Origin of the sequence: Streptomyces sp. OfavH-34-F (genome assembly GCF_022347745.1) — a bacterium.
GTDB lineage: Bacteria > Actinomycetota > Actinomycetes > Streptomycetales > Streptomycetaceae > Streptomyces.
Genome location: NZ_JAKRGC010000116.1, coordinates 1 through 18,821 on the forward strand (window position 1 = coordinate 1; position 18,821 = coordinate 18,821).

General features: G+C 73.4%; 18 protein-coding genes and 2 pseudogenes. 12 read left to right on the plus strand and 8 right to left on the minus strand.

What is annotated here, in order from left to right; genetic code table 11:
• Window positions 1–294: pseudogene (locus MHW47_RS18305) on the plus strand (type III effector protein); the annotation flags it as partial.
• Window positions 295–318: 24 nt separating this feature from the next.
• Here MHW47_RS18305 and MHW47_RS35950 read toward each other — a convergent pair.
• Together MHW47_RS35950 and MHW47_RS18315 are read right to left on the minus strand one after the other, a co-directional pair.
• Entirely contained in the window at window positions 319–1,239 is a 921-nt protein-coding gene (locus tag MHW47_RS35950; RefSeq protein WP_239224616.1) for a universal stress protein, read from the minus strand.
• Window positions 1,236–1,697, minus strand: coding sequence for an SRPBCC family protein (locus MHW47_RS18315; RefSeq protein ID WP_239224618.1), 462 nt, complete (start codon window positions 1,695–1,697; stop codon window positions 1,236–1,238). Before MHW47_RS18315 ends, MHW47_RS35950 begins: the two co-directional genes overlap by 4 nt.
• A 286-nt stretch (window positions 1,698–1,983) precedes the next feature.
• Between MHW47_RS18315 and MHW47_RS18320 the strand changes: the two genes are divergently transcribed.
• Window positions 1,984–4,266 carry a hypothetical protein gene (locus MHW47_RS18320; protein ID WP_239224619.1) on the plus strand — a complete coding sequence of 761 codons (2,283 nt, stop codon included), beginning with the start codon at window positions 1,984–1,986 and terminating at the stop codon, window positions 4,264–4,266.
• An 83-nt stretch (window positions 4,267–4,349) separates the two neighbouring features.
• Here MHW47_RS18320 and MHW47_RS18325 read toward each other — a convergent pair whose 3' ends face one another.
• Window positions 4,350–6,740 (minus strand): M4 family metallopeptidase, encoded by a 2,391-nt coding sequence (locus MHW47_RS18325; protein WP_239224620.1) that lies wholly within the window; start codon window positions 6,738–6,740, stop codon window positions 4,350–4,352.
• Between the two features lie 152 nt (window positions 6,741–6,892).
• On the opposite strand from MHW47_RS18325, the gene MHW47_RS18330 reads away from it, so the two are divergent.
• The 3 genes from MHW47_RS18330 to MHW47_RS18340 all read left to right on the plus strand — a co-directional run bounded on the left by MHW47_RS18330 (window position 6,893) and on the right by MHW47_RS18340 (window position 9,673).
• Complete coding sequence (locus tag MHW47_RS18330) at window positions 6,893–7,852, plus strand: LysR family transcriptional regulator (RefSeq protein WP_239224621.1); 960 nt, start codon at window positions 6,893–6,895, stop codon at window positions 7,850–7,852.
• Window positions 7,853–7,967: 115 nt separating this feature from the next.
• The gene (locus tag MHW47_RS18335; protein WP_239224622.1) at window positions 7,968–8,693 is read left to right on the plus strand and encodes a dienelactone hydrolase family protein; all 726 of its coding nucleotides are present in this window, start codon (window positions 7,968–7,970) and stop codon (window positions 8,691–8,693) included.
• Window positions 8,694–8,740: 47 nt separating this feature from the next.
• Window positions 8,741–9,673 carry a glutaminase gene (locus MHW47_RS18340; RefSeq protein ID WP_239224623.1) on the plus strand — a complete coding sequence of 311 codons (933 nt, stop codon included), beginning with the start codon at window positions 8,741–8,743 and terminating at the stop codon, window positions 9,671–9,673.
• A gap of 16 nt (window positions 9,674–9,689) precedes the next feature.
• Here MHW47_RS18340 and MHW47_RS18345 read toward each other — a convergent pair whose 3' ends face one another.
• Window positions 9,690–10,913: an MFS transporter gene (locus tag MHW47_RS18345; RefSeq protein WP_374230109.1), complete on the minus strand. Its 1,224-nt coding sequence runs from the start codon at window positions 10,911–10,913 to the stop codon at window positions 9,690–9,692.
• Between the two features lie 396 nt (window positions 10,914–11,309).
• Here MHW47_RS18345 and MHW47_RS18350 point away from each other — a divergent pair, with 396 nt between their 5' ends.
• The 4 genes from MHW47_RS18350 to MHW47_RS18365 all read left to right on the plus strand — a co-directional run bounded on the left by MHW47_RS18350 (window position 11,310) and on the right by MHW47_RS18365 (window position 14,475).
• Window positions 11,310–11,813 carry a DUF1877 family protein gene (locus MHW47_RS18350; RefSeq protein WP_239224624.1) on the plus strand — a complete coding sequence of 168 codons (504 nt, stop codon included), beginning with the start codon at window positions 11,310–11,312 and terminating at the stop codon, window positions 11,811–11,813.
• 147 nt (window positions 11,814–11,960) lie between these two features.
• Window positions 11,961–12,479 (plus strand): DUF664 domain-containing protein, encoded by a 519-nt coding sequence (locus tag MHW47_RS18355; protein ID WP_239224625.1) that lies wholly within the window; start codon window positions 11,961–11,963, stop codon window positions 12,477–12,479.
• A 164-nt stretch (window positions 12,480–12,643) separates the two neighbouring features.
• Window positions 12,644–13,828: a sensor domain-containing protein gene (locus MHW47_RS18360; RefSeq protein ID WP_239224627.1), complete on the plus strand. Its 1,185-nt coding sequence runs from the start codon at window positions 12,644–12,646 to the stop codon at window positions 13,826–13,828.
• Complete coding sequence (locus tag MHW47_RS18365) at window positions 13,816–14,475, plus strand: response regulator transcription factor (RefSeq protein ID WP_239224628.1); 660 nt, start codon at window positions 13,816–13,818, stop codon at window positions 14,473–14,475. The genes MHW47_RS18360 and MHW47_RS18365 overlap by 13 nt, the downstream gene beginning before the upstream one ends.
• 24 nt (window positions 14,476–14,499) lie before the next feature.
• Here MHW47_RS18365 and MHW47_RS18370 read toward each other — a convergent pair whose 3' ends face one another.
• From MHW47_RS18370 to MHW47_RS18380, 3 genes are all read right to left on the minus strand, one after another.
• Window positions 14,500–14,724 (minus strand): hypothetical protein, encoded by a 225-nt coding sequence (locus MHW47_RS18370; RefSeq protein ID WP_239224630.1) that lies wholly within the window; start codon window positions 14,722–14,724, stop codon window positions 14,500–14,502.
• A gap of 158 nt (window positions 14,725–14,882) precedes the next feature.
• The gene (locus tag MHW47_RS18375) at window positions 14,883–16,088 is read right to left on the minus strand and encodes a pyridoxal-phosphate dependent enzyme (RefSeq protein WP_239224632.1); all 1,206 of its coding nucleotides are present in this window, start codon (window positions 16,086–16,088) and stop codon (window positions 14,883–14,885) included.
• Complete coding sequence (locus tag MHW47_RS18380) at window positions 16,085–16,837, minus strand: metalloregulator ArsR/SmtB family transcription factor (RefSeq protein ID WP_239224634.1); 753 nt, start codon at window positions 16,835–16,837, stop codon at window positions 16,085–16,087. The genes MHW47_RS18375 and MHW47_RS18380 overlap by 4 nt, the downstream gene beginning before the upstream one ends.
• Before the next feature lie 118 nt (window positions 16,838–16,955).
• Here MHW47_RS18380 and MHW47_RS18385 point away from each other — a divergent pair, with 118 nt between their 5' ends.
• Genes MHW47_RS18385 through folE form a run of 3 tightly spaced genes read left to right on the plus strand, consistent with a single transcriptional unit; the run spans window position 16,956 to window position 18,597 of the window.
• Entirely contained in the window at window positions 16,956–17,480 is a 525-nt protein-coding gene (locus MHW47_RS18385; protein WP_239224636.1) for a DUF2231 domain-containing protein, read from the plus strand.
• A 54-nt stretch (window positions 17,481–17,534) separates the two neighbouring features.
• Window positions 17,535–17,975 (plus strand): hypothetical protein, encoded by a 441-nt coding sequence (locus MHW47_RS18390; RefSeq protein WP_239224638.1) that lies wholly within the window; start codon window positions 17,535–17,537, stop codon window positions 17,973–17,975.
• 1 nt (window position 17,976) lies between these two features.
• Entirely contained in the window at window positions 17,977–18,597 is a 621-nt protein-coding gene (gene folE, locus MHW47_RS18395; protein WP_239224640.1) for a GTP cyclohydrolase I FolE, read from the plus strand.
• 30 nt (window positions 18,598–18,627) lie between these two features.
• Here folE and MHW47_RS18400 read toward each other — a convergent pair.
• Window positions 18,628–18,708 (minus strand): annotated as a pseudogene (locus MHW47_RS18400) (RidA family protein); the annotation flags it as partial.
• Between the last annotated feature and the right edge of the window lie 113 nt (window positions 18,709–18,821).

Here is an 18,821-nt window from a genome sequence, read left to right on the forward strand (position 1 = left end):
GCGGGCACGACCGGGGAGCAGCGGGTGCGGGCCACCCGCGAGGCGCGGGCCGCCGACCGGAACACGGCGAGCTGGGCCCGGCACAACGCCGCCGACCTGCGCCGCCTCGCCGGCCAGATCGTCGCGCTCACCGACCTTCCGGCCGCGGCCCGCCGTCCCGTGGGTGAGCTGCACACGGCCCTCGCGCACGACGATCCGAGCGAGCTCATCGGCCCCCTGGCCGCCACCCGGCGCCATCTGGCCGGGACGCACCCCGATCTTGCCGCCCAGGCCGACAACCTGACTCCCCCGTGAGCCGCCCGTCCGCCGGGCCCGGCCTCAGCCGGCCGGCGTCTCCTTCGTGGGGACGACGGCGACGGGGGCGTTGGCGAAGTGGAGCGTCGAGTGGACGACGTGGCCCACGTACCGGCTGCCCGCCCTGCTGCGGCCGACCACCAGGAGCTGGGCGCCGGCCGCCAGCGAGACCAGCATCTCGGCGGCGAACCCCACCTCCACGTGTTCGGTCACGGAGATGTCGGGGTAGCGCCGGCGCCACGGTTTCAGGAGGGTGACCAGGGCCCGGCGGTGCTGCTCCGCCAGTTCGGCGGGTCGGTCGGAGAGCCCCAGGACGCCGGACCGGTTGGTGAACATGGCGGGCAGGTCCCACGCCCGCGCCGCCCGCAGGGGTACGCCGTGCGCGGCCGCCGCCCGGAACGCGAAGTCCAGGACCGGCTCCGCCTCGTGGTCCTCCTCGGGGACGCCGGCCACGACCTCGCCCTTGCGCGGGCGGCCGCTGACGTCGCCGCCGCGGATCAGGACCACGGGGCAGGTGGCCCGGCTCAGCACGCGCAGGCCGACCGAGCCGAGGAGGAATCCGGTCACCGGCCCCGGCCGGCGGGAGCCGACAACGATCATCAGGGCGTCCCGGCCGCGCTCCGCCAGCAGTTCGGCCTCGGGCCGGTCGGCCAGCTCGGCGCGGACCTCGACGTCCTCGTAGTGCTCGCGCACCCAGGCCAGGGCGCCCGCCAGGGCCTCCTCGCCGGCCCGGCGTTCGGTGTCGGCGTCGGTGAGGAAGGACGGATCGTGTCCGTGCAGCAGCAGGAGCGGCGCGCCCCGGCGGCGGGCCTCGTCGGCCGCCCAGCCGGCCGCGAGCAGGCTGTCCGGCGTGCCGTCGATTCCGGCGATGACGGGATGGTGCACGGTCTCTCCTCGCTGTTCGCCGCGCGTGCGGTCTGCGGTGTCGTCGGACGGGCGCGTCACCCCTGGGCACCTTCGAGCGCGCGGTTGTGCTCCCGGACCGCGATCCGGGCCAGCTTGGTCAGCATCATGCCGTTGCGGATCTCGACGAGGTAGTCGACGGGCAGGCCGTGCATCCGGATGCCGGGTCCTCGCAGCGCGTGCCAGTCGAGGACGAAGAGGGTGGCCTCGCCCCAGGGCACCAGCCTCATCGCGATGCGGGCCGCGCCGAACGGCTCCGCCCTCGCCTCCAGTTCCAGGCGGCGCTCGGGCTCGCAGATGCGGACGACGCAGGTGTCGTCCACGACGAGCCGGCCGGCCCCGACGCGGACGCGCAGCCGGGCGCCCACCTGGGGCCAGTGCGGGTCCGCCGCGAGAATCCGCTGGGTGCCGGTCACCCACTCGCCGTAGCGGTGTCCGTCGGCCAGCAGGCTCCAGACCTCGGCGGGGGTGCTCAGGATCAGACGACGGTTGCGGGCCAAGCCGGACACGCTCCCTACGGACGGCGGCGGGCGGTACGGAACGGTGCGCCGTCTCCGGCGTGCCCGTCGACCCTAGCCCGCTCCCGCGGCGGCCCCCGGGGAACGCGCCGGGCGTGAACCCGTCCGGGCGAGGCACTGCCAGGAGCCGGTCCGGTGAGGGTGCGGCCGGTCCCTGCCGTCCCGGACGGTCGCCCGGCGGAGCAGGATGCGGCTGGGGGGGTGCTTCACACGGACACGTGTTCCATCAGCGGATGATCACACACCGTGACTGCTACCTATGTCGCGCATGAAACGAAGAACACGTTCATCGCCGCTCGGCGGACCCGTACGGCCTCCCCGGTTCGCCGTGGCGGCGCTCGCCCTCGCCTTCGGGGTGGGCGCCCCTCTGCTGGCTCCGGGCGCGGGCGACGTCGCCCGGGCCCAGCCGCGCCAAGGCGGCACCCTCCTCCTGGAGGAGACGTTCACCCAGGCGACGGCCCCGGACTTCACCGGGGTCGGTTCGGCCTGCCTGACCGGTGCCCCCGAGGTGGACGCCCTGCCGGGGCCCGGCGACCATCCGCTCGGCGGCTGCACGGAGGGCATCGGGCCCGAGCCGCCCAACGACGCCGCCCCGCACGGCTATCTGCGGCTGACGGACTCCTCGCCCGACCAGTCGGGCGCCGTCCTCTACAACCACGCCCTGCCCGCCACCGAAGGGCTCGACGTCACCTTCGACCAGTGGCAGTACGGCACCACCACCGGCAACGTCGCCCCCGCCGACGGCATCTCGTTCTTCCTGGTCGACGGCGACACCCAGCTGACCCGTCCGGGCGCCTTCGGCGGCAGCCTCGGCTACGCGCAGAAGCTGCCCGACGACGACCCGACCGCCGAGTTCATCCCCGGCGTGGACAACGGCTACCTGGGCGTCGGACTCGACGTCCTCGGGAACTACTTCGGCGACTGGGAGCACCGAGGCAACGGCTGCCCGCCCGACCAGCGCTCGCCCGCGGGAACGACGTTCCACGTGCCCGCGCCCGGGCCCAACATGGTCACCCTGCGCGGTCCCGGCAACGGCATCGAGGGCTACTGCTTCCTCACCGCCACCACGAGCAACTTCTCGCCCAACGGGCCCTGGCCCTCGACCCTGCCCGGCCAGCTCCAGGGGCCGACCACCGAGGTGTCGGACGACCCCGTCCAGGCCGAGCAGGACCTGGAGCCCTCGCGCCGCCGGGTGCACGTGGTGATCACCCCGGCCCCCGACCCGCAGGTCACCGTGTCCATCGACTTCAACGACGGCAACGGCTCCCAGCAGGTGCTCCAGACCGCCGCGCCGACCCCGGTGCCCTCGACGTACAAGTTCGGGTTCGCGGGCTCCACCGGCCTGTTCACGGACACCCACCTCATCCGCAACGTGGCGGTCCGCACCGAGCGGCCGCTGCCCCGGCTGAACCTCGTGAAGCAGGCCAGGGAGCCGCTGCCCGGTGACATCGCGGCCGGCACGCAGGTGCCGTACGACTTCGTGGTCACCAACGCGGGCGGCACGACCATCGACGATCTCACCGTCGACGACCCGAAGGTCGGCCCGGTCTCCTGCCCCGTGAGCAGCCTCGCCCCCGGTGAGACCGTCACCTGCACGGCCACGTACACCGTGACGCCCGCCGACGTCGCCGCCGGGACGATCGACAACACCGCGACGGCCAACGGCACGTCGAACGGCAACCCGGTCGCCTCACCGCCCTCGTCGGAGAGCGTGCCGATCCAGCGGACGCCGGGCATCGAGGTCGAGAAGCACGTGGAGACCCCGGGCCCGTACGCGGTCGGGCAGACGGTGACCTACCGGTACACCGTCCGCAACACCGGCGGTACGGAGCTGACGGACATCGCGGTGCGGGACGACCGCGTCACGGGCATCACCTGCGAGGCGACCACGCTCGCCCCGGCCGGCAGCCCCGGTGACAGCACCACGTGCACCGGCACCTACACCCTCACCGAGGCCGACGGCACGGCCGGCTCCGTGACCAACACCGCCACGGCGACCGGCACCTCGAACGGGGGGACGGTCACCTCGCCGGAGACGTACCAGACCATCCAGGTCGGGCAGCCCCATCTGACGCTGCGCAAGAAGGTCGTCTCCAGCGGCCCGTTCACGGTGGGCTCCGAGGTCCGGTACGCGTACACGGTCACCAACACCGGCAGCACCGAACTGCACGACGTGCACGTCGCGGACAACCGGGTCGCCACGGTGACCTGCGAGGCGACCACGCTGGCGCCCGGCGCGAGCACCACGTGCACCGGCACCTACCGGATCACCCGGGCCGACGTCTCCGTCTGCCGGGACACCGGCCCCCGTGGCGGGGGCGGCGACGGCACGGTCACGTGCCGGATCACCAACGTGGCACGCGCCGGCGCGACCGACCCGCAGGGCAACGAGATCGCCAGTGACCGGGCCACGGCCACCATCAAGGTCAAGGTCAAGTCCGACGGCAAGCCGAAGCCCAAGCCGAAGCCGGACTGCGACAAGCAGGGCGGCAAGGGCGACAAGGGTGACAAGGGCGGCTGCCGCAAGCCCGGTCACCACCGCGACGCCTGACACATCTCGCGTCCCACACCGGGCGCCACCGGGCAGGCCCCCTCCTGGGCGAGGGGGCCTGCCCGGCTCGGTGTGCGGGTGGTTCAGCCGGTCGTCAGGGAGGTGTCGTCCACGACGAAGTTCGTCGCGAGGTAGGCGTCCTCGATGCCGGTGAACTTGAGCGTCACGGTCTGGCCGGCAAGCGCGGACAGGTCGAGGGTCTTCTTGGCGTAGCCGTAGGCCGCGTCGGCGTTGGAGTACGTCGCGAGGGTCTTCGACCCCGCGGTGACCGTCAGCTTGTCGTACACGCCGGCGTAGAACTCGGCGGTGTCGATGTGCAGGTAGAAGCTCAGGGTCGCCTTGCAGCCCACGGGGATCGTCACCGTCTGGGACAGGGTGTCGGTGTGCGCGGAGCCCCAGCCGTTGAGCCAGGCCGTGTAGGAGCCGCTGCGGGCCGCCTGGCGGAAGTCGTTGGTGATGACGCCGCTGTTGGTCCAGCCGGTGTCGCCCGACTCGAAGCCCGGGTTGGTGAGCAGCTGGGCCGGGGTGCAGGCACCGCCCCCGCCGCCGGTGCCGATCGTCCAGGTGAAGGTCACGGTGCCGGTGGCGCCGGTGGAGTCGGTCACCGTGACGGTGGTGGAGTAGGTGCCGGCCTTGGTGGGCGTACCGGAGATCACGCCGGTGGAGGCGTTGATCGTCAGGCCGGTGGGCAGGCCGGAGGCGCGGTAGTCCAGGGAGCCGCCGCTGGTGCTGGTCGCCCGGACCTGGAGGCTGACGGGGGCGTCGACGGCGGAGGACTGGCTGCCGGGGTCGGTGACGGTCACGCCGCTGCTCGGCGGGGTGATGTGGCCGCCGACGTTGATGGCGGCGAAGGCGTTGCCGACGGCCGCGTACTGGGCGGAGTCGGCGCCGTAGAGCGCGGTGGCGGCGTTGAGGGCGGCGGTGCGGGCGCCGGCGTAGTCGGTGCCGGACGTCATGTACGTCGTCAGCGCCTTGTACCAGATCTTGAGGGCGGCGTCGCGGCCGATGCCGGTGACGGCGACGCCGTCGGCGGTCGGGCTGTTGTAGGTCACGCCGTTGATGGTCTTGGTGCCGCTGCCCTCGGCGAGCAGGTAGAACATGTGGTTCGCGGGGCCCGAGGAGTAGTGCACGTCGAGGTTGCCGAGGCCGGAGTACCAGCTGTCCTTGGAGTTGCCGTCCTTGCTGGGCTTGTCCATGTAGCGGAGCGGCGAACCGTTGCCGTTGATGTCGACCTTCTCGCCCACGAGGTAGTCGCCGGCGTCCGTGCTGTTGTCGGCGTAGAACTCCACGCCCGTGCCGAAGATGTCCGAGGTGGCCTCGTTGAGGCCGCCGGACTCCCCGCTGTAGGTGAGTCCGGCGGTGTTGGAGGTGACGCCGTGGCTCATCTCGTGGCCGGCTATGTCCAGCGAGGTCAGCGCGTGGGTGTTGCCGGAGCCGTCCCCGTAGGTCATGCAGAAGCAGCTGTCGTCCCAGTACGCGTTCACGTACGCGTTGCCGTAGTGGACGCGCGAGGGGGCGGCGACGCCGTCATTGCGGATGCCGCTGCGGCCGAACGTGTCCTTGTAGAAGTCCCAGGTCTCCTGGGCGCCGTAGGCGGCGTCCGCGCCCGCGGTCTGGGTGCCGGAGCCCGAGCCGGTGCCCCAGACGTCGTCGGCGTCGGTCATCAGGGTGCCGGAGCCGGAGGTGGCGTTGTTGAGGCTGTAGGTCTTGTGGCCGCCGCGCGTGGTGTCGTGGAGCTGGTACGTCGAGCCGGAACGGGTGGTGTCCAGGCCGACGGTGCCGCTGTACTGGGTGTTGCCGGTGCCGGTCTTGATGTCCTGGTAGCGGGTGATCTCCTTGCCGGTGTCCGCGTCGGTGACGACGTGGAGGCGGCTCGGGGTGCCGTCGTCCTGGAAGCCGCCGATCACGGTCTCCCAGGCCAGTTTCGGGGTGCCGGAGCCGGCCCAGACGACCTTGCGGGCGCTTTCGGCGGCGGGCTGCCGGGCGTCCAGCGTGCGGGCCGTCCCGAGCGCCTTGGTCTCGGCCTCCGCCTTGGTCAGGGTGGCCGTGGTGGAGGGGACGCGAATCCTGTGCCCGGTGTTGAAGGTGGTGCCGACCGTGCCGGACGCGTCGGCGGCGGGCGGGGTGTGCACGACCAGGTCGCCGCCGAGGACGGGCAGGCCGGCGTAGGTGCGCTCGTAGCGCGTGTGCAGGGTGCCGTCGTTGTCCTTGACGACGTCCTGGACGACCAGTTTCTCCTCGGGGCCGAGGCCGAGGGTGCGGGCGGTGTCGGCCGTCCTGTCCTCGGCGCCCCGGAGGAGCGCCTTGCTCTGGGCCGGGGTGAGCGCGGCTTCCAGGGCGCCGTGGCGCAGCTGGCCGCGGGCGCCGGTGCCCCGGTCGGCCGCGGCGGCGGTGGTGGTGGACGCGAGAGTGCCGGCGAGGCCCGCCGTCAGGGCGAGGGCGGCCAGGGCCGCCGTGAGTCTGGTGGGTCGCACTTCTGCTCCGGTTGCTCAGGGGGGTTGGGGATGCGCCGAGTATGGATGTGCACATGCCATGACGGGTCATCCCACCGCCCATAAGACCGGTGTTATGGATCGCCCCACCGGAACCCTTCAAGTCGCCTGCCCTACGCGCATATGCTGGGAAAATGCAGCTTGAGCTGAGGCATCTGGAAGCCGTCCTCCAGATATCGGAGGCGGGAAGTCTGGGGCGGGCGGCGGCCCGGCTCGGAGTGTCCCAGCCGGCTCTCTCGGCACAGCTGCGCCGGGTCGAACGGGTCGCGGGCGGGGAACTGTTCGTCCGCAGCAGGCACGGGGTCGAACCGACGCCGCTGGGCGACTTCGTACTGTCGGCGGCCCGCCGGGTACTCGGCGAGATGGATGTGCTGACCGCCGGCACGCGCGCCACCGCCCCCCATCCGGTGCTGCGGCTCGGCTGCATCCTGCTCGTCCTGGTGGACCGGCTGTTCGCACACCTGGAGCGGGAACTGCCCGGCCAGGAGGCCGACATCACCATCGAACACTCGGCGACCGCGCTCAGCCGCATGCTCGGTGCGGGACAGTACGACGCGATCCTGTACGGGGAGGTCGCCGACCACGAGGTGCAGCTCCCCGACGGGGTGTCGGCCCGCACCCTCGTGCCGAAGGAACCGGCGTGCGTACGCCTGTCGGCCTCCCATCCGCTGGCCGGGCAGGAGCGGATCGAACTCGCCGATCTGGCGGACGAGACGTGGACGGCGCTGACCGACGACGGCGACGGCGGGCCCGAGGCCATGATCGACGCCTGCCGCCGGGCCGGGTTCACTCCGAAGCTGCGCTACCGGATCGCCGACCGCAGGATGCGCTGGGAACTGCTCGCCGCCGGACGGGCCGTCTCGCTGTGCCAGCCGACCTCGCGGTACGTCGAGGGCACGGTGCTGCGCCCGCTGGCCGGCGACCCGGTCATCGGCCGCATCCGGATCGCCTGGAACCGGGCCGCGGTCTCCGAGGAGCGCGCCGGCCTGCTGTTCCGGGCGGCGGCCCGTGCCTACCTCGACGACGTTCCGGCCAACGCGTTCTTCCAGGACTGGTGGGAGGCCCGCCCCGAGCTGCATCCGCCCCTCGGCTGAGCGGGGCGGATCTGCGGGGCGGGGGGCGGCCGTCTTCCGGGTCGCCGGGGCGGGGCTGTCTGCCGTCGGTGAACGCCGGCCCGGACGGGCGTGGCGTTCGTTAACGTCGGGCCGTATGACAACGGTCACCACCCGTACGGTCGCGTACCCGGCCGACGATCTGACGATGCGCGGCCACCTCGCGCTCCCGGCCGGAACCGGGCGGCGGCCGGCGGTCCTGATCGGGCCCGAGGGGATGGGGCTCGGCGACGTCGAGCGGCGCCGCGCCGAGGCGCTGGCCGAGCTGGGGTACGTGGCGCTGGCCTTCGACCTCCACGGCGGGCCCTACCTGGACGACCCGGACGAGATGCTGGCCCGCTGTCTGCCACTGCTGGACGATCCCGGCCGGATGCGGGGCATCGGCCGCGCGGCGCTCGACGTGCTGCGGGCCGAACCGCGCACCGATCCCGGCCGGATCGCCGCCATCGGCTACGGCACCGGCGGCGCGATCGCGGTCGAACTCGGGCGCGACGGTGCCGGTCTGCGCGCGATCGCGACCGTCAACGGACTGACCACCGGCCGGCCCGGCGAGGCGGCACGCATCCGCTGTCCCGTCTGGGCCGGGGTCGGGTCGGAGGACCCGATCATGCCGCCCGCGCTGCGGGAGGCGTTCGCCGCGGAGATGCGGGAGGGCGGCGTCGACTGGCGCTTCACCGTCTACGGCGGCGCCCTGCACGCGTTCCACCATCCGCCCGTCGAGCACACCGTGCTCCCCGGCGTCGGCCACCACCCCCTGCACGCGCGGCGGGCCTGGCGGGACGTCCTCGACCTGCTCGCGGAGTGCGTACCGGTGACGGACTGAGCGGCGCCCCGGACCTCGTCGCGGCCCCGGGGGCGCCGGTGAGCACAATGGGCGCCGTGACATCGACGACGGACTACCAGCAGGTTCTGGAACGGATTGCCGAGGAGATCGCGCGGACCCCCGGCCGGGGGCGGTCGGCCGACTACATACCGGCGCTCGCCGCCCGCGACCCGCGCGCCTTCGGCATGGCGGTCGCCGAGCTGGACGGCACCGTGCACGGGGTGGGCGAGTGGCGCGAGCCGTTCTCCGCGCAGTCCATCACCAAGGTCTTCACCCTGGCCCTGGACCTCGCCCACGAGGGCGACGCGCTGTGGGAGCACGTGGGCCGCGAACCCTCCGGCAACCCGTTCAACTCCCTGATACAGCTGGAGTACGAGAGCGGCATTCCGCGCAACCCGTTCATCAACGCGGGCGCCCTGGTCGTCACCGACCGCCTCCACACCCGTACCGGTGACGCGGCGGGCGAGCTGCTGCGGCTGCTGCGTGCCGAGAGCGGCAACCAGGATCTCGACTTCGACCCCGAGGTCGCCGCCTCGGAGGCCGCGTACGGCGACCGCAACGCCGCCCTCGGCCACTTCATGGCCTCCTACGGCAACATCGACAACCCCGTACCGCTCCTGCTCGACCAGTACTTCCGCCAGTGCTCGGTGACGGCCTCCTGCGCCGACCTCGCGCTGGCGGCGACCCTGCTGGCCCGGCACGGCACGCGCGCCGACGGCACCCGGCTGCTGACCCGCAGCCAGGCCAAGCAGGTCAACGCCGTGATGCTGACCTGCGGCACCTACGACGCCGCCGGCGACTTCGCCTACCGCGTCGGCCTGCCCGGCAAGAGCGGCGTGGGCGGCGGCATCATCGCCGTCGTCCCCGGCCGCTGCGCCCTGTGCGTGTGGAGCCCCGGCCTGGACGAGCGGGGCAACTCGGTGGCGGGAGTGGCGGCGCTGGACCTCTTCACCACCCTCACGGGGCTGTCGGTGTTCTGACCCCGCCGCGTTCGGGTCATCCCCGGGCGCTCCCGGCGGCGCGGGTGCGGGACGCGGTGAAGAGGGCGACGGCCATGAGGGCCGTGGCCGCGCCGAGGAGGGCGACGGCGGTGGCGAGGCTGCCCGCGGGCCGCTTGGCGGCCAGGAGGACGAGCGGGCAGAGGAACTCGCCGAGGAAGAAGGCCGCGGTCCACAAGCCCATGCCGCGGCCCCGGTCCTCGTACTGGAGGAGGGACATGCCCTTGGTGACCAGCGCGGGCAGCAGCAGGCCGGTGCCGACGCAGTTGAGGACGGCGCCGGCGATCAGGAGCGGGAGGCCGTTCGCGAGGCCCATCAGCACGAAGCCCGCGGCACACAGCGCGAACAGCACCGGCAGGCGGTGGCGGCGGTCCGGGGAGAGGCGGGTGAAGAGGACCGAGCCGAGGACCGTGGCGGCGCTGGCCACCGCGGTGACGGCGCCGATGGTGGCGGTGGAGTCGGTCCCCAGGTCGTCGAGGAGGTACGCCATCTCGACCGGGACGGTGTAGAAGACCACGGCGCCGAAGACCGTGAGGAGGCAGATGCCCGCCATGCGCCGGACCGGGAACGGGCGCTGCGGGGGCGCCGCCTGCGCCTCCGCCTCCGCGTCGGCGGCGGGCGGCAGCGGTGCGGGAAGGATGCGGGCCATGAGCGGCGCGACGAGCAGGCCGACGGCGTACAGCCAGAAGGGCGCGCGCCAGTCGGCGGCCCCGAGCGCGCCGCCGAGCACGAAGAAGACGGTGGCCGACGCGGCCGCGCACATCGTTTGCAGGGCGAGGTAGCGGTCCCGGAGTTCGCCGCTGTAGTAGTCGCCGATGAGGGTGGTGCAGGCGGTCATGATGGCCGCCTCGGCTATGCCGACGAGGACCCGGCTGATCAGGATGGCGTGGAGCGACTCCAGCCACAGCGGGGCCGTCCCGAACACCGCGTACAGGGCGGTCGCGATGACCAGCAGGCGCTTGCGGCCGAGCCGGTCGACGATCATCCCCGCGAAGGGCGCCAGCAGCGCGAGGGCGAGGGCGGGGACGGTGAGCACGACCGGGACGAGCGCCTCGCTGCCCGGTACGTCCTCGAAGTGGTCCTGCATCCGGGGAAGGACCGGGGCGAGGAGCACCGCGCCGAGGACGGGCAGACAACTTCCGGCCATGAGCATGACGGCCGGAAGTCGCCCGGCGGGAGAGGCGCCGGGAGCGGCGGGTGGCGAGGCGAGCGGGGCGGACATGACGGCACTCCAAGACAGCGGGAAGGGCACCTCTTCGGGGGACGACGTGCCCGGGACGGGGCGATTGTGCCTCGAATACGCGTGCTGTCGGGGGTGGAGCCCAGCTTTTGGATCATCTGTTTCCGCGAGGGTCGCGATCCATCGGGTGGATACGGGGCGTTCGCGGCATCTCGCCCTGGAGAGGTTGCTCACAGCGGTTGCTGTCGGAGCGTCAGGGGCAGCGTTTCGGCCACCTGACATCCCGTCGCCACCTGCGTGTTTCAGCCATCTGACACCCCGTCGTCACCTGCGTGTTTCGGTCATCCGGCCATCCGGCTCCCGCAGCCGGGAGCGGTCCTGCGGCCGGGAGCCGACCCGGGCGCGTGACGCGGTCGGCGGGGCGCCATACTGCGGCGCATGGCCCTGACTCAGCAGCTGGCGCGCGTCACGCAGCGGTACCTGGACCGGTGCCGGGAGACCGCAGCCGCCGCGCCGGACGGGAACCCGCGCTGGAATCCGCCGCCGGACGACCTGCTGGACCTCGACTGGGCCGTGTGGGAACTCCTCGCCCTCTACCGGCGGACGCGTCCGGAGTCGCCGGACATCGCCGTCCTCGCCCGGTGCGTCCACGGCGACGGCAGCGCCCCGGTCTCCTTCCTCGACCACGCCGAGGTCTACGACCGCATCGACGGCCCGCCCTCCCTGCTGTCCCCCGCAGCGGTGACGGAGCTGGCCCGGGCCCTGGCGGCGATGGACCTCGGCCCGGTGCTCACCGCGCTTCCCGCCTACCGCCGGGCGGGCGGCTTCCCCGGATTCACGGACGACCCGGCCGTGTACCTCTCGGACCACTTCGCCCTGCTCCGGAGCTTCTTCGACGTCGCCGCGGTGAAGGGGATGGCGGTGGTCGTGTGGGTGGACTGACCTCCTTTCGCGAGGCGTGGCCGGCCGGTCGACCCGGCAACGAGGCCGTGACGCGGCGGAGTTCATACTGCTGATCAACCACGACGGCGGTCCCCGCCGGTTCGGCGTCGTCGGTGTCCGGGCCGCCAACCTTCGGGAGACCCCACCATGACCACGACCACCCCGCCCGCGGCGAACGCCGAGATCCGGGCCCTGCTGTCCGCGCTGGAGGCACAGCGCCGCCACGTCCTGGGCATACTCGACGGCCTGTCTCCCGAGGCCCTGCGCCGGCCCGCGCTGCCGTCCGGGTGGAGCTGCCTGGGGCTCGTCCGGCACCTCGCGCTCGATGTGGAGCGGTTCTGGTTCCAGGCGGTCCTCGCCGGCGATGCCGCCGTCATCGCGTCCCTCGACGACATCGACGACGCCTGGCAGGTGGACCCCGCTATGCCGCACACCGAGGTCCTGGACCGGTACCGCGCGGAGGCGGACCGCGCCGACGCTGCGGTCGCCGCGGCGGACCCCGGCACGCCGCTGGCCTGGTGGCCCCACCACCTCTTCGGCGACCCGCATCTGCACACGGTCCGGGACGTGCTGCTCCACGTCATCACCGAGACCGCATGCCACGCCGGGCACCTCGACGCGGCCCGGGAACTCGCGGACGGCCGGCGGTGGCTGGTGCTGACGTGAGCCGGTGAGGCGACGGGGCGCACGGTGTCGCGGGGTCGCACGGTGGCGCGGTGTCGCGGTGTCGCACGGTGTCGCACGCACCCCCCGCCGGGTTCAGCCGGCCCCACCGGGACCGGCACGTACGGCCCACCGACGGTGGACGCGCCCCCGACTACGGTGGCCCCATGGGCTACTTATCCGGCCGGTTGCGGCGGGCCCGGCAGGCTTCCTGGTATCTGTTCTCCGGCCTGCCGGTGGCCATGGGCGCGTTCCTGGGCTGCGTCGCGGTGCCCGCCGGGGTGTTCTTCACCGTGTGCCTCATCGGGGCGCCGGCCTGGCCGGAGATCGTGCGGGCGCTGCGCCGGTTCGCCGGTCACGAACGCGTCCGCGCCGGTGCCCGGCTGGGCGAGCCGATCGGGGAGCTGTACCTGCCGCTGGACGGGTCGCCCGGCGACCGGGTGCGCCTGGCGCTCACCGATCCCGGTACCTGGCGCGACGCGCTCTGGCTGCCGTTCGCGACCGTCAGCGTCATCGGGTTCGGCGCGCTCGCGCTGGTGCTGTGGCCGGTGGCGCTGCTGGTGGACGGCACGGCGGCCGTCGTACGCCGCGCCGGTAGCACGCCGCAGCCTCCGCGCGCCCTGCTGCTGCCGGTGTTCGAGGCGCTGGCGGACGCCCAGGCCCGGTGGACGGCCGTGCTGCTCAGGCCGTCCGCGTCGGCCAGGCTCGGCCAGCGGGTCGCGGAGCTGTCCGAGTCGCGGGCGGGGGCGATGGAGTCCCACAGCGCCGAACTGCGCCGCATCGAACGCGATCTGCACGACGGGGTCCAGGCCCAGCTCGTGGCGCTGTCCATGCGCGTCGGGCTGGCCCGCCAGCAGGTGGGGCGCGACCCGGACACGGCGGCACGGTGGCTGGCCGAGGCGCAGGAGGAGATCGACGCCACGCTCGCGGCGCTGCGCGGCATCGTCCGTACGGTGCATCCGCCCGTCCTCACCGATCGCGGTCTGGCCGGGGCGGTGCGCACGCTCGTCGTTTCCGCGGGCATCCCGGTGGAGACGAACCTGTCGGCGGTGGAGAACGGTCACCGGCTGCCGGCGGCCGTGGAGGCGGCGGTGTACTTCGTGGTCGCGGAGTGCCTGACGAACATCCGCAAGCACAGTGGGGCGACCCACGCCTCGGTACGCTTCACGCGGGCCGCCGGGTCGCTGCGGGTCGTCGTCACCGACAACGGGCGCGGCGGGGCCGGGGAGTACGGCGGGAGCGGGCTGCTCGGCATACGCCGCCGGGTCGCGGCGCTGGACGGCACGACCGAGTTCACCAGCCCGGCCGGGGGGCCGACGAGGATGAGGGTGGAGCTGCCATGCGGGTTCTGATCGCGGAGGACAACGCGCTGCTCCGGGAGGGTCTGACGCTGCTGCTGACCCACAACGGCCACGAGGTGGCGGCCACGTGCGTGGCGGAGCCCGAGATCCTGCCCGCCCTGCGCCGTACCCGGCCGGACGCGGCGGTCCTGGACGTGCGGCTGCCGCCGAGCTTCCGTGACGAGGGGCTGCGCGCGGCCGTCGCGGCCCGGCGGGAGTTTCCCGGGCTGCCCCTGCTCGTCCTGTCGCAGTACGTGGAACAGGCCTACGCCGCGGAGCTGCTGGCCCTGGGCGCACGCGGGATCGGCTATCTGCTCAAGGACCGGGTGGGCAGGGTGGAGCAGTTCCTGGAGGCGCTGGAGCGCATCAGGGAGGGCGGCACCGCGCTCGACCCGGAGGTGGTCGACGAGATCTTCCGGCAGAAGGCGTCGACGAACTCGCTGGAGGTGCTGACCGCGCGCGAGCACGAGGTGCTGGGGCTGATGGCCCAGGGGCTGGCCAACGCGGCCATCGCGGAGCGGCTGTTCGTCACGGAACGGGCGGTCGGCAAGCACATCCGGGGGATCTTCGACAAGCTGGACCTGCCGCAGGAGGACACCAGCGTCCACCGCCGGGTGCTGGCGGTCCTCGCCTACGTGGGCAGCGGCGTCGCCCCGTAGGGGCCGGGCGCCCCGGCCGTCCGCTCAGCCGGTGGAGCGCCGGCGGCGGACGACCGCCCAGACGACCGCGATCGCGTCCAGGGTGAATCCCGCGCTCATCACGGCGGTGTGCGTACCGCCGTCCACGGCGTGCGAGATCACGGACGTGAGCATGGCGCCCATGAGGAACACCAGCAGCGGGGGCACGAACCATGCCGTGCCGGTCGTCCGGGAGGCGGGCTCCCCGTCGTAGTCGGTCGAACGTGCCATGCGAATCCCACTCCACTCCGTGCTCCGCGTCCCGCGGTCCCCCGCGCCGTCTCCTCCATGCTGCCCGGCGCGGGCGGGTGGGGCGGTGGTCCGCGCACCCGGATCGGGGTGCAGCCCGCACCACCCCGTCAGCGCGTGCCGCGCGACCCCTCGGCGCCCTACCCGGCGTCGGCTTCGGCTTCGGCTCCGGCTCCGGCTTCGGCTCCGGCTCCGGCTCCGGCTCCGCCGAACACCGTGGCCATGCTTTCGGCGGACTTCAGCCCCGAGCCGGTGAGGACGACGACGGTCGTCTCGCCGGGGGCGATGTCCCCCGTGGCGATGAAGTGGTCGAGCGCCGCGGCCGCGACGCCGCTGGTCGGTTCGGCGTACAGGCCGCGGGCGCTCAGGGCCCGGACCGCGCTGTGGATCTCGGCCTCGGGGACGGCGTACGCGGCGCCGCCGGAGCGGCGGATGGCCTCCACCGCCTCGGGCAGCCGGACCGGGCGGGCGATGGACGCGCCCTCGGCGATCGTCGGCAGGCGCTCGCCCCGGCGGTCCGGGTCAAGGCCGTTGAACGTGTCGGCGATGGTCGCCCAGTGCTCGGGCTGTCCGACGAACAGGCGCGGGCGCCGCTCGATCTGGCCGGCGGCGAGGAGTTCGCCGAAGGCGAGGTCGCAACCGATGACGTTGCTGCCGGCCCCGGCGACGAGGACCACGTTGTCGGGGGCGGTGAAGCCGAGTGACTCCCACATCTCGTAGGCGACGGTCTTGGTGCCCTGGAGGAACATCGGGTGCCAGTTGTGGCTGGCGTACGGGATCTGCCGCGCCTGCCGGACCGCCTCGTCCGCGACCTCGTCGCGGGTGCCGTGCACGCGTTCGATCTCGGCTCCGCAGGCGCGGGCCTGGAGGACCTTGGCCGCCGAGGTGGCCGCCGGGACGATGATCCGGGCGCGGAGGCCGGCCGCGGCGGCGTACGCGGCGACCGAGGCGCCGCCGTTGCCCGAGCTGTCCTCCAGGACGCGTTCGACGCCGAGCGCCGCGAGGTGGGAGATCATCACCGACACGCCCCGGTCCTTGAAGCTGGACGTCGGGTTGAACCACTCCAGCTTGAAGTGGACGCGCCGGCCGGCCCAGTCGAGCGGAACCATCGGCGTACACCCTTCGCCCAGGCTCACCCGGCGGTCGGCCGGGACGGGCAGGGCCGCGTGGTAGCGCCACAGGGAGCGTTCGGCGGTGTCGATCTGCTCGGGGCGCAGACCGGGCAGGGCGCTCACGGCGAGCGGGCCGCCGTCCTCGCCGCGCCAGCGCGGGTCGTCCAGGGGGTAGCGCGCCCCGGACCTGTCGTACAGCCAGGGGGCGGTGGGCGAGGGCTGTTCGGGGCTCATGAACCGTTGATCGTACCGGTGTCGTCGTCGGCCGGGGCCTGCCGGATCTCGACGCAGCACTCGCCGGGGCGGGGGGCCAGGACGGCCTCGACGGCGGGGGCTTGGAGTCCTCTCAGGTATCCCGTGAGGAAGGCGTGGTTCATGCCGCAGACCAGGTCGGGGGCCTGCTGGGCGAGTGGGTGGAAGGGGCAGTTGCTCAGCCGCAGCCGGTCGGAACCCTCGCGGGTGGGCTCGAAGCCGTGCCCGTCGAGCATGCGTTCGCACAGGGGCAGGCCGCGTTCGGCGCCGGGATCTCCGTGCGGCAGCCGGGCCCGTTCCTCCTCGCCGAGTTCCTCGCCCCGCCGGCCCGCCGTGCGCATCGCCGCCTGCACGGCCGTCTCGTCCGCGCCCTCGGTGACAACGGCCTGGATCAGCAGATCGGCGAGGAGTTCGTGGCGGCGGTCCGGGATGCTCACCCGGATGGGCGTGTCGGTGGGTTCGTACACCTTGGGCTGGCGGCCGACCTTGCGGACGCCGGTGGGTGAGCCGTAACGCGCGCGCAGCAGGCCGGCGTCGACGAGTTTGTCGAGGTGGAAGGCCGCGAGCTTGCGCGATATGCCCGCCTCGGCGGCGGCCTCGTCGCGGGTGACGGGCCGGTGGGCGCGGCGGATGAAGGAGAACATCTGCCGCCGCGTGCCCTCGCCCAGCGCGCTCAGGGAGTCGATCGCGGCGTCGTCGGGGGAGGCCGGCGGGGTCATGTCGGAGGTCACCCCTTCACCGTACGCCGAGGCGCGTGGACCGAGCGGCCGCACGGGCTCTGGTCTGCGGACTTGACCGTGCCCCCGAATAAGACCAATATTCGTTGGCGAAAATAAGGAGGTGGGCCCGATGGCCCAGCCGCATCAGGCCAAGCGGCCCGTGAGCGCCGCTCTGGCCGGCCCGTACGGGCATCCGTTCCATCCGATGCTGGTGAGCGTTCCCATCGGGGCGTGGACCGGCAGCCTGGTCTTCGACATCGCCTCCCGGTTCGCGGACGACCCGGCGTTCCTGGCGCGTGGCTCGATGTGGCTGATCGCCCTCGGGGTGATCGGCGCCCTGGCCGCCGCGCTGGTCGGCTGCCTGGACCTGTTCGCCATTCCCACCGGCACGCGGGCCTTCCGGGTGGGCCTGCTCCACATGACGCTGAACGTGCTGGTGACCGCCGCCTACGCCGGCAACTTCCTGTGGCGGCACGCCGGTTCCGGCCCGTCGGGCCCGGTCGGCGACGGCCGGCTCGCCCTCGCCGCCGTCTCCTTCGCCGTGCTCGGCGCCGGCGGGTGGCTGGGCGGCAAGCTCGCCTTCCGCTACGGCGTACGGGTCGCGGACGAGACGGACCAGGCCGAGGGGTTCACCCCGGCGCGTCCCACCGGCTGACCGACCGCGTTCCGCAGGACCCCCGCACCTCCCTTCTCTCCCCCTGGAGTTCCCATGGACATCGCCGCACTGGTCACCTGGGTGATCACCGCTCTCGGCGGCTTCTACATGCTCGGCACCTGGCTCGCCCGCGGGGGCGCCCGCAGCGGCAACAGCCATCTGCCGGTCCCCGTCGTCTTCGGCCACTTCGCGCTCGCCGCGATCGGCCTCGTCGTCTGGATCGCCTACCTCGTCGCCGACAAGGACACGCTGGCCTGGATCGCCTTCGCGCTGCTGGTACCGGTCGCGCTGCTCGGGTTCGTCATGCTGGCCCGCTGGATTCCCGTGCACCGCGCACGGACGGCCGCCGCGAACGGCCCGGTGCAGGACGGGCCGGTGCAGGACGGGCCGGCCGAGCGGAACTTCCCGGTCGCCGTGGTCCTCGCGCACGGCCTGTTCGCCGTGGTGACGGTGGTCCTGGTGCTGCTGAGCGCCCTCGGGGCCGGGGGCAACTGACATGGTCCAGCAGCCCGTCGCCGTACCGCCCCCGCCGACGCCCCTGCGCGTGGTGCCGGGCGGGCGGGCCGCAGACCTGGTGGCCGCCGAGCAGGCCGCCGGCCAGTTCCTGCGGGCCCTCGGCATCAGCACCGAGTCGGAGAGCCTGCGCGGCACGCCCGGCCGGATGGCCCGCGCCTACGCGGAACTCTTCACGCCCCGCCCGTTCGACCTGACGACGTTCCCGAACGACGAGGGGTACGACGAGCTGGTCCTGGCCCGCAGCATCCCGCTGCGCTCGGTGTGCGAGCACCACCTGCTGCCCTTCACGGGCACCGCCCACATCGGGTACCTGCCCGGCCGGCGCATCCTGGGCCTGTCCAAACTCGCCCGCATACTCGAACACTTCGCCTGCCGCCCCCAGGTCCAGGAGCGCCTGACCAAGCAGGTCGCGGACTGGCTGCAGACCCAGCTGGAGCCGAAGGGCGTCGGGGTGGTCATCCAGGCCGAACACACCTGCATGACCCTGCGCGGCGTCCAGGCCACCGGCACGACCACGATGACCTCCACCCTCCTGGGCCTCCTGCGCACGGACGCCCGCTCCCGCGGCGAGTTCCTCACCCTGACGGCACTGCCGGGGTGAGGGCGCCCGGCCCCGGGGGACGGGCGGCGGCTACGCGTCGAGTACGGCGGCCACGGCCTCGATCTCGACGAGCTGGTCGTCGTAACCCAGCACGGTGACGCCAGACAGTGTGTCTAAAGGGGCACGAGCGTTTCAGCTGGTCAGCCGCCTGGCGGCTGGGGCCGGCCAGGGGTCGGGCTCGTACGTGGGATGGATCTCTGTGCGCACCGAGAGGATTTCCCCGG